The sequence below is a fragment of the Arthrobacter sp. efr-133-R2A-63 genome (assembly GCF_030209795.1).
GTDB lineage: Bacteria > Actinomycetota > Actinomycetes > Actinomycetales > Micrococcaceae > Arthrobacter > Arthrobacter bambusae_A.
The window spans coordinates 1-7773 of the sequence record NZ_JARVRG010000008.1; the positions used below are offsets into that span (position 1 = coordinate 1).

The window sequence follows — 7773 nt, forward strand, 5'->3', positions numbered from 1 at the left end:
ACAACCAGGAGCCGCTCATCCATGCCTCTTGACAACCAGACCCACATATCAGCTCAGTACCGAGGAAATCCAGGTGAGGAAGCAGCGCTTGAACAGTGTCCCGCTCATCCGGCGGCAGCACTTGAAGGCCGAGCCAGGCCCGCCCGGCCTTACCGAACAGATCGGTCGCCGTGGGGCGCTGTAGCAGATTCCTGGCCAGGACTGCATGCACCTGATTCTTGATGCGCGTGAGCTCTCGAACCAGCTGAGTACGCTGACCCACAATCCGGCGCAGCCGCGCAGTACGCTCATCGGGCAACCACACCGGTGGTAGGAATTCCGCGGCAAGCAACTGGGCAAGGATGCGGGCATCGACTTTATCCGTCTTCACCTTCGCCTCCCCGATCGCGCGGGTCTTCAACGGATTCGATACCACGACCCGGCGCGCATAGGGTCTGATGAGCAGCGCGATCGCCTCACTATTGCCAGTCGCTTCCAACGCCACCTGATCACCCGGACCCAGCTTCCGTGCCCAGCCAACCAACGCGTCGGGCCGGCACGCCACCTGACCGGCGTCATGGATCTCGCCGTTCTGAAGATAAGCGATCTGCGCGAGATCCCGATGAACATCCAAACCAATAAACCGAACCATCACCTTCTCCTCCCCTGATATCAGGGATTGGAATCGGTCAGGCAATCGACACCTACGGATCCGCGTTCACGACGCAGCCGGACTAGTCGCGGGGCGACCATCTACTAACACGGGCTCTCAGCCCATCGTGCAAGACCGGTCTGCCCACCCCGATTCCCTACAAGTGCCCCAGTTCCGGACGGTCTCACCGTACGACCAAACCATCAAGCCCAGCCAGCCAGACGAACAACGCGAGGCACCCACCATCTTTCATACCCGGTACGAACGCATCGAGTCGATCAACGTCCGCTGCCAGCGGTGCGTTGACCCCGGCCGTCCCCCGACGGGGCGACCGCACGAGTGTGATAGCCAAGTCATTCGCGTTTTCCGGGAATGGGAGTGCGAAGGACCCCGGGCATCGGACCTAGGGGGCCAGCAGCGTCTGGGGGTAGTGGAGAATCCATGCCAGGAACCGGAATTCTCTCCCCGCCGCTGGTCCCGTCTGATAACCGGACAGACCTCCCTGCCTGCCCACCCAAAACCAAGTTCATTATCACTCAACCTCATCCGGGTGCTCCGCGCACGAGTGGTTGGTACTTAATTTTCCGGAGCAGGACCTGGCCACGAGGTTGTCGGCCACCGCACTCCGTCGGTAACGGTTCGCAGTCAGGGCAAGACCCTCACCGGCCCGGGATGCGTAAGGTGCACAAACAGAATACCGACGGACAGGAATACGGACACCCGGACGAATCGTCACGGCACCAGCGGGGGCCTGTTAGTAGGATGCGATCAAGACAGCGGATTCGGCCAAGGAGGAAAATGCCGCCATGCTCCCGCAACACAAAGATCCTGGCCGTTTCAACCCTGCGCTTCGGAACCGGGAAATCGTCCTCGACCCGGTCCGTATCCAAGCATTGATCAAGCGGCAAGCCCCTAGAGACAAAACGGCGGCCTTCCTGAGCAGTACCATGGACACGCTCCGGGGCCATGTGCGCGCCGCAGGGACGGCCCTGGACACAGGCAACCACGCCGCATCGGGGGACGCAGTCGCTCATTTGACGGCCCTGGCCGTGAAAATCGGTGCCCGTCAGCTTGAACGGGATGGACGCCTGATCCAGGCGTCCTTGCACGCTGGCCGAACAGAACGAGCACGGCGACTCTGGCACCGCTTTCACGGCGACCTCGCCGCCTTGGATGAGGCTTTGGGGCAATTGCGCGCCGCACCCGAGCATGACGGGCAACGGTCAAATGCCAGGTCGATGCAGCAGCAACCCGATCTGGCTGCGGAGTCCGGTGGAGCAGGCACGTACGATCCGCAGGAATCTCAATAGAGATTGTCAAGGTCAAAAGATGCTTCTTGCCTTCTCTTTAGGAACCCAGGTGGAACCTGGCTCCGGACTGATAATGCGTTTTCACGAGCGACAATTGGCCTGAGGCTTTTCCTGCCCGGCTGATGTATCGCAAGGGATGTATTAGCTTCATAAGCGTGCCAGCAAGCCTAGTATTACAAAATCCCTCCCGTGTTCCGCGGCTTAGCGGAGTACGGGATATTGGTTTCCCTCACGATCGCCCTTGGGCTTCTGGTCACTTGACCTTGCAGAGGAGCGGTCGTTCGTGTTCCTCGCTTGAGTCCTCAAAAAAGGGTGGCGGTCACAAGGTGGGTGCGGAGATTGGATTCGTGGCCGGCGTCCCTTGCGCCGGGGTGCCGGGTTAGTCGGCCGAAGTTTACCGTGGGCTGTCCGGGGTGAACCACCGAGGCGTGGTTCCAGCCGCCGGCCTTGAAAAGCGCCTCGGGTGAATCCGTGCAGAACGGCAAGGGGCGCCCGGCCTTCTTGCGCGAGGCCACCAGCGGTGCCATGCCTTCCAGGGCTAAAGGGCCGGTGCCGAAGATGTCAGCGAGGAAGGTGGAGCCTCGGGCGGATAGGGGTGCTGTGGCGTGCACGAGGGACTCGGCATCGATGGCAGCGAGGTAGTAGAAGAGTCCCTCGGCTACCCAGATCGTTGGTGCTCGCTGGTCAAAGCCTGCCTCGAGAAGGGCCTCGGTCCAGGGGCCAGACAAGTCCGCATGGACGCACCGTCTTTCACCTCGGGCAGGTGCGGCGCTCAGGATGGGCTCTTTCTCCGTGAATGCCTCCGCGTAGTCGATCTCAAACACGGCGCACGATGCCGGCCGAGACAGCCGAAAGGCCCTGGTATCCATGCCGGCGCCAAGCAGGATGATCTGCGAGTTCGGCCGCGCCGCGCGGAGGATCTGATCATCAAAATAGTGTCCGGACCGGGAGGAACCGATTGTAGTCTGTGTCTTCCAATGTGGCCTTGCCAGTTTCTCCCGCCAGTTGATCGGCCCACGGATCGTTGAAAAGCCGATCCGCGCGGGCGCTCTCAAGGGCTCGTGCGGCGGCAATCCACCGGCCCGTGCCTACGACGGCTGCCTTCGGCTTCGGCTCAAGATGCGGGGTCATTCCTCCACTCCAGCGAAGCGCGCAATCTGATTCTGGAGAGTGAGTCCTAACGTCGGATATTCCACCTCATCAAGCCGCCAGAAGAAGTTGTGAACCCCGGTGATGCTGGGAGACGAAGTATGCCTTCGGCCGCCATTGCCGGCGCCCCGGTACGGAAACCAGGGTTCCTGGGTAGCTCCTCGCATGGATTCTCACCTCCCGCTGGGCGGCTGGCAGGCCCGATGAAGATCGCCCGAGTGGTGCACAGCAGGTTCTCCGCGTGTCTTGGGTCGGTGTTCGCCTTGTGGCGCTGAGCAACGTGCTCCTACTGATCGTTATCCGGCGAAGCCGCAGCGCGCCTTCCAGGCGGCGCTGTCCTGATAACAGGCAAGGGTGCTGTGTCGAAGAACCGGTATTCCCTCACGGGAAGGCGGATCGTTTTTCCGGAGGCCTCCGCTTTCTCACGGATGAAATCGTGGTCCTCCGGGGAGAGCACCACCTGCCCATGCGGGTCACACGCAATGTCCCCGTGGGCGTGCCTGCTGAACTTAGCCGACAGTGCGGGCGGAAGGACAAGGCATGCCGGATTTTCCAGAATCCAGGTTCGGGTCGCGGAATCGAGCCGGTCCCACTCGTCTTTGAGGCTCACGCGCCTGAATACCACCTTCCGTCCGGGACTTTCGGGCGTGAATTCCGTCCAGAATACCCCTGGCGCCAAGCCGGTGATAGGTCCCGCACATTCCCGGTCTGCCTTGTTATCGTTCGAGCGTCCCGTCTGGCCCCCAACAGGCGGGGCCATTCGTTTTCCCCTGGAGCCCAAACCGGCTGCCAAAGGACCAGTGCAACGAAGCACTGCAGGAGCATTTGCGGGGCGTAGCTCACCACGTGCCCCGTCATCGCTGCAGTTCCGGGCTGGATGGCAGAGAAGGCCCGGCCGGGTCAGGATCGAACTCGCGCATGCCGACCTAAGACCGAACCGGCAAGCCGGTCAAACTGGCGTCTCCTGTGCGGATTTCACTGCGCGGACCACCGCGGCCGGCGGGTCCAGCTACGATCCCGCCGGCCGTTCGGTTCTCACGCTGTGCGGGTCCGGCCGTTCAGTGTGAAGGGCTGACGGTGTGGTGCCGGTGTTCCTCGGTGCTGGGTTTGATGGCCGTCGCGGTGACGACGAGCGCCACCGCACCGGTGATCCAGGACGTCCAGGCGACGCCGGTTTGCATGGCATAGGAACCGAACCACGGAGAAAGGAACAACAGGGCGCCAAAGGCTGCCTGGATCCACTCCATGACCGGCGTTCCAGGCATGGCCAGATTGATGATGCCGCTGATGATCAGCAAAGCGCCGAACACGAGCATCAAGGCTGTCGATCCACCGGCCGCCTTGGTCCACAACACCGACAGGACAGCGTAGAGACCGGCGATGACCGTGACCCAATCCTGCCATCGCGTCCATTTCTTCATAGGAAACCACCTTCTTGATATGAACGGTCCCGCGCTCTCTTGAAATTGAACCCGGGACCCCTTGTTTTGATCAACGGTTTCGCTGCCGTCACCCGGCACCGCGCGTCGACCGGTGGTGGGAAGGCCTGCACGGCCTACCCACGTCTCAAAGCAGCGGCCGGCACCGGCTTGACCAAAACCAACACCCCGGTCACGCACCCCTCCCGTGGCCGGCGCCGGGATCCGCGCACCATCATGGTCCCGATGCTTCCTGTCCCGGGCCCGGTCCGGAACCGGCCGGCCAGCGCGGGGGGTACCCGCACGCACCGCCGATCATGACCAGGAAGCCCAGGACCCCGAGAACCGGTACGTGGGCGGCGATACCCAGAATCAACAGACCGAAACCCCCGAGGGTGACGAGGATGCCCGCCCATCTGCGAAACCACAGCCGGGGAGGCGTCCCCACCCCCAGTTCCCGCGCCAAAGCCGGGTCCTCGGCAGCCAGATCGTTTTCGAGTGCCTGCAGGCGCCTGCGCTCATAGTCCGACAGCGGCATGGCTAACCTTCCTCCCCTCCCCATCGTCTGCGACGGCGCCGTCACGGTCAGGACGGTGTCCGGCATCCATCTCCACCGGATCGAGGAGAGCTGCGGGTAGCCCGCAGGCGACGAGAAGTTCCCCCGCTCTCACCCGTTGCCCGTTGGCTTGGCCGCCCGCCGGGCGCCGACCCCGGCAACCCGCTAGGCTTGCCCTCCGGGTTCGCGGAACGGGACGGAACCGGCCGGCACGAATCCTCATGCTTTCCTCACTCCCGCACAGAGCTGAGGGACTCTTCCCAGCCAACGTATGTCGTGGTTGGAATAATTTTTTTATAGCACCGGCCAGCAGGCTAAACAACAAACTGTGACGCGTGCAACAAACGAAAGGAATCCTGAGTCTTTTGGCCGCTACGCCGGGCAGTAACTGACCGTATGCCATCACTTTAGCTGGGGCATTTCCGTCCGGGAGTTCCTCACGTATGGTGTTAGCCAGACACGGGCGGTCTCCTCCATCGGAGCGCCCGTGTACCGACCCCGAGACCCGTCAGCCGTTCCGAAGCAGCAGCGGCGATAGCGGGGACTCGGAAAAAGATCATAGAGAACGTGAGGGACAATGCTGACTCTTACACCTGCTGGACATCGACCGATAACCCATAATTTCCGGCATACCCGGACGCTGGGCCCCTCAACTGTCCGGTCCGGGCTGCACGTGGACCGGACCACACACTCCACCACCGCGAACGGGGCCCCGCGCCGCATCCACTGGCTGATCCATGCACGGCGGCCGAGCCCCCGGATCCGGGTGCCATTGCCGCGGCGCCGCCCCACCTTCCGGCCCATGCGACCGCAAAGCGGCGCCCTGAAAGCCAGGCGCCTGGTCCCGCCGGACGGCGTAGGAGCCGCAGGTCCAAGCCACCCAGGCCGAGGAGTCTTCCACGATGATTCCGGCACCACCGATAAGTGCGGCCAGTGGCTTAGTGAAATGCTTGGCTCCGGCGTCGGTTTGAGCGCCGTCATGCCCCCCGGATTTATCGGGCGTTTTGTGCTTGATGTCCGGCAATCGCCTTACATCCCACCGCCACCGGAATACTCGCCAGTAGGCCGAGCGCCCAAGTACCCTAAGTTTCGTCCGCCTGTGGCGGACCTCACAAACAACGCAAAAGAACCGCAATGCCGACCTGACAGGAAATGCCCACTCGGCTCGTTTCCCGATCCAGGAGGATGCCTATGACCGGTACATTCGAACTCTTCGCAGACGAGAACATGAGCTTCAGATTCCGTCGCAAATCAAAAGACGGCACCGTCATGGCCCTCTCCAGGTCATTTCCCGACAAACCCGCTGCGGTCGCCGGCATTACCGCCGTCCGCGAGTGCGCCGGAACGGGACTGTTCACCGACCTCTGCCCCGAAATCCACGCCCACGTATCGTCACCCTGGTCAGATTCAGCTCTCCCGGTCATGACGGCTTCTCGATGCCAGGCTGACCACTCAGCCGATGCCCCAGGCCTTGCCATCGACCGGAATAGGGCGGCCTGAGGGTCGACACGACACAGCCAGCGAAGAGGACCGCTTTGCCGCCCTGGACTCTGTGTGGGCGATGGGCCGCCGAACTGACTCCAGCCCGGCGGTGCGCCGCGGGCTTAGGTGACCCTTTGCCGGTTGCCGGGCCTCTCTCCTGTAGGCTGTGGGCGCTAATGAAGCGGAACGACACAAGGGGAACGTTTTGACTCGACCCGCTTATGTAACCCAGTGCTACGGCTTTAAGGGGCCCGGTTACCTCGTCAGCTGTGCCGATCACACCAAAGACCGGGTTTTCCCCGGTCTCGAGGACGCATTGGGCTTTGCCCAGGCGTACAACAACAAGCACCATCACGGCGCAGTCCCCTGCTTCCGCGACTGGAGCAACAGGCAGCTCGAATCCGTCGGCGAAAAACGTCTCAAGGACCGCTAAAGCCCCGCGTGCAGACCGGCCTGGCGGCTGAGCCACAGCTGAAACGGCGGGTTGCCGTCCGTTTCTGGCATCCTACGGCGCCGGCATGAGTGCCTGACAAGCCGGGTTCCCGTGTCGGCAATTCGTCCAGTGATTCCGGACTCGCGCTATTGTCTGCCGCTCCCGATCAGGAACATGACCTCGAGCCGGCCTTCAACTTGAGGCACGTCCCACCATCTCTTCGACGGTTGGCTTCCGGTCCTCAAATTGATGAAAGGCGGGTCAATTGATGAAAACCGGGCCCTCGCGGAGCACAAGATATGTACCGGTTCGTGGAAGGAGTCACATCCACGGAAGTACAGGTAACCATTGCCGCCAGCAAAGGAAGAAGCTCGCCGGCCAAGGACCCAGACTGCCATCGGATCCACCCGCGCCGTTGCAGGTGCATAGATGGGTGTTGTTGCCGAGCAGCATGCCCAAAGGACATTAAGTCGGCGTCGGGCAAGGGAAAGCTCCGCCTGGATGTGGGTCTTCCCTTCAACGCGGTGCGGTTTCATCAGTGATGTTCATGGATTTGTGTCCTTTGCCCAGGACCCGGTGGGCGGAGGTGGCATGGGTGATCGACAGCCCCCTTCTCATTGTTGTTTTTGGCTGGACTCTGGTCCTCGTTGCGCAGGAAGGATGCCACTTGGTGCCATGACCACGGCCACTGACGCCCCCAATTCCTTTAGTTCCGGGCCGCGGAAGCAGTTCAGACCCTCGTTACCTTTTTAGCAGCCCTTAACGAGTAAGAATTGGGGTTGTTGGCCTGTCGG

7 protein-coding genes are annotated in these 7773 nt (G+C 62.2%); 2 read left to right on the forward strand and 5 right to left on the reverse strand.

All coding sequences use genetic code 11. The features are described from left to right. A partial coding sequence (locus QRN45_RS04165) for an IS110 family transposase (protein ID WP_284762496.1) occupies positions 1-631 on the reverse strand: 631 nt, incomplete at its 3' end. Between the two features lie 806 nt (positions 632-1437). Between QRN45_RS04165 and QRN45_RS04170 the strand changes: the two genes are divergently transcribed. After that, on the forward strand, positions 1438-1941 hold the full coding sequence (locus QRN45_RS04170; protein ID WP_284762497.1) for a hypothetical protein: 504 nt from the start codon (positions 1438-1440) through the stop codon (positions 1939-1941). Positions 1942-2243: 302 nt separating this feature from the next. Here QRN45_RS04170 and QRN45_RS04175 read toward each other — a convergent pair whose 3' ends face one another. The 4 genes from QRN45_RS04175 to QRN45_RS04190 all read right to left on the reverse strand — a co-directional run bounded on the left by QRN45_RS04175 (position 2244) and on the right by QRN45_RS04190 (position 5046). Then, positions 2244-3014 (reverse strand): class I SAM-dependent methyltransferase, encoded by a 771-nt coding sequence (locus tag QRN45_RS04175; protein WP_350309752.1) that lies wholly within the window; start codon positions 3012-3014, stop codon positions 2244-2246. A 362-nt stretch (positions 3015-3376) separates the two neighbouring features. Then, on the reverse strand, positions 3377-3700 hold the full coding sequence (locus QRN45_RS04180) for a hypothetical protein (RefSeq protein ID WP_284762499.1): 324 nt from the start codon (positions 3698-3700) through the stop codon (positions 3377-3379). Between the two features lie 448 nt (positions 3701-4148). Then, on the reverse strand, positions 4149-4511 hold the full coding sequence (locus QRN45_RS04185; RefSeq protein ID WP_284762500.1) for an SPW repeat protein: 363 nt from the start codon (positions 4509-4511) through the stop codon (positions 4149-4151). 232 nt (positions 4512-4743) lie between these two features. Beyond that, positions 4744-5046 carry a DUF3040 domain-containing protein gene (locus tag QRN45_RS04190; protein ID WP_284762501.1) on the reverse strand — a complete coding sequence of 101 codons (303 nt, stop codon included), beginning with the start codon at positions 5044-5046 and terminating at the stop codon, positions 4744-4746. 1209 nt (positions 5047-6255) lie between these two features. Between QRN45_RS04190 and QRN45_RS04195 the strand changes: the two genes are divergently transcribed. Next, complete coding sequence (locus tag QRN45_RS04195) at positions 6256-6564, forward strand: YegP family protein (protein ID WP_284762502.1); 309 nt, start codon at positions 6256-6258, stop codon at positions 6562-6564. The last annotated feature ends 1209 nt before the right edge of the window (positions 6565-7773 follow it).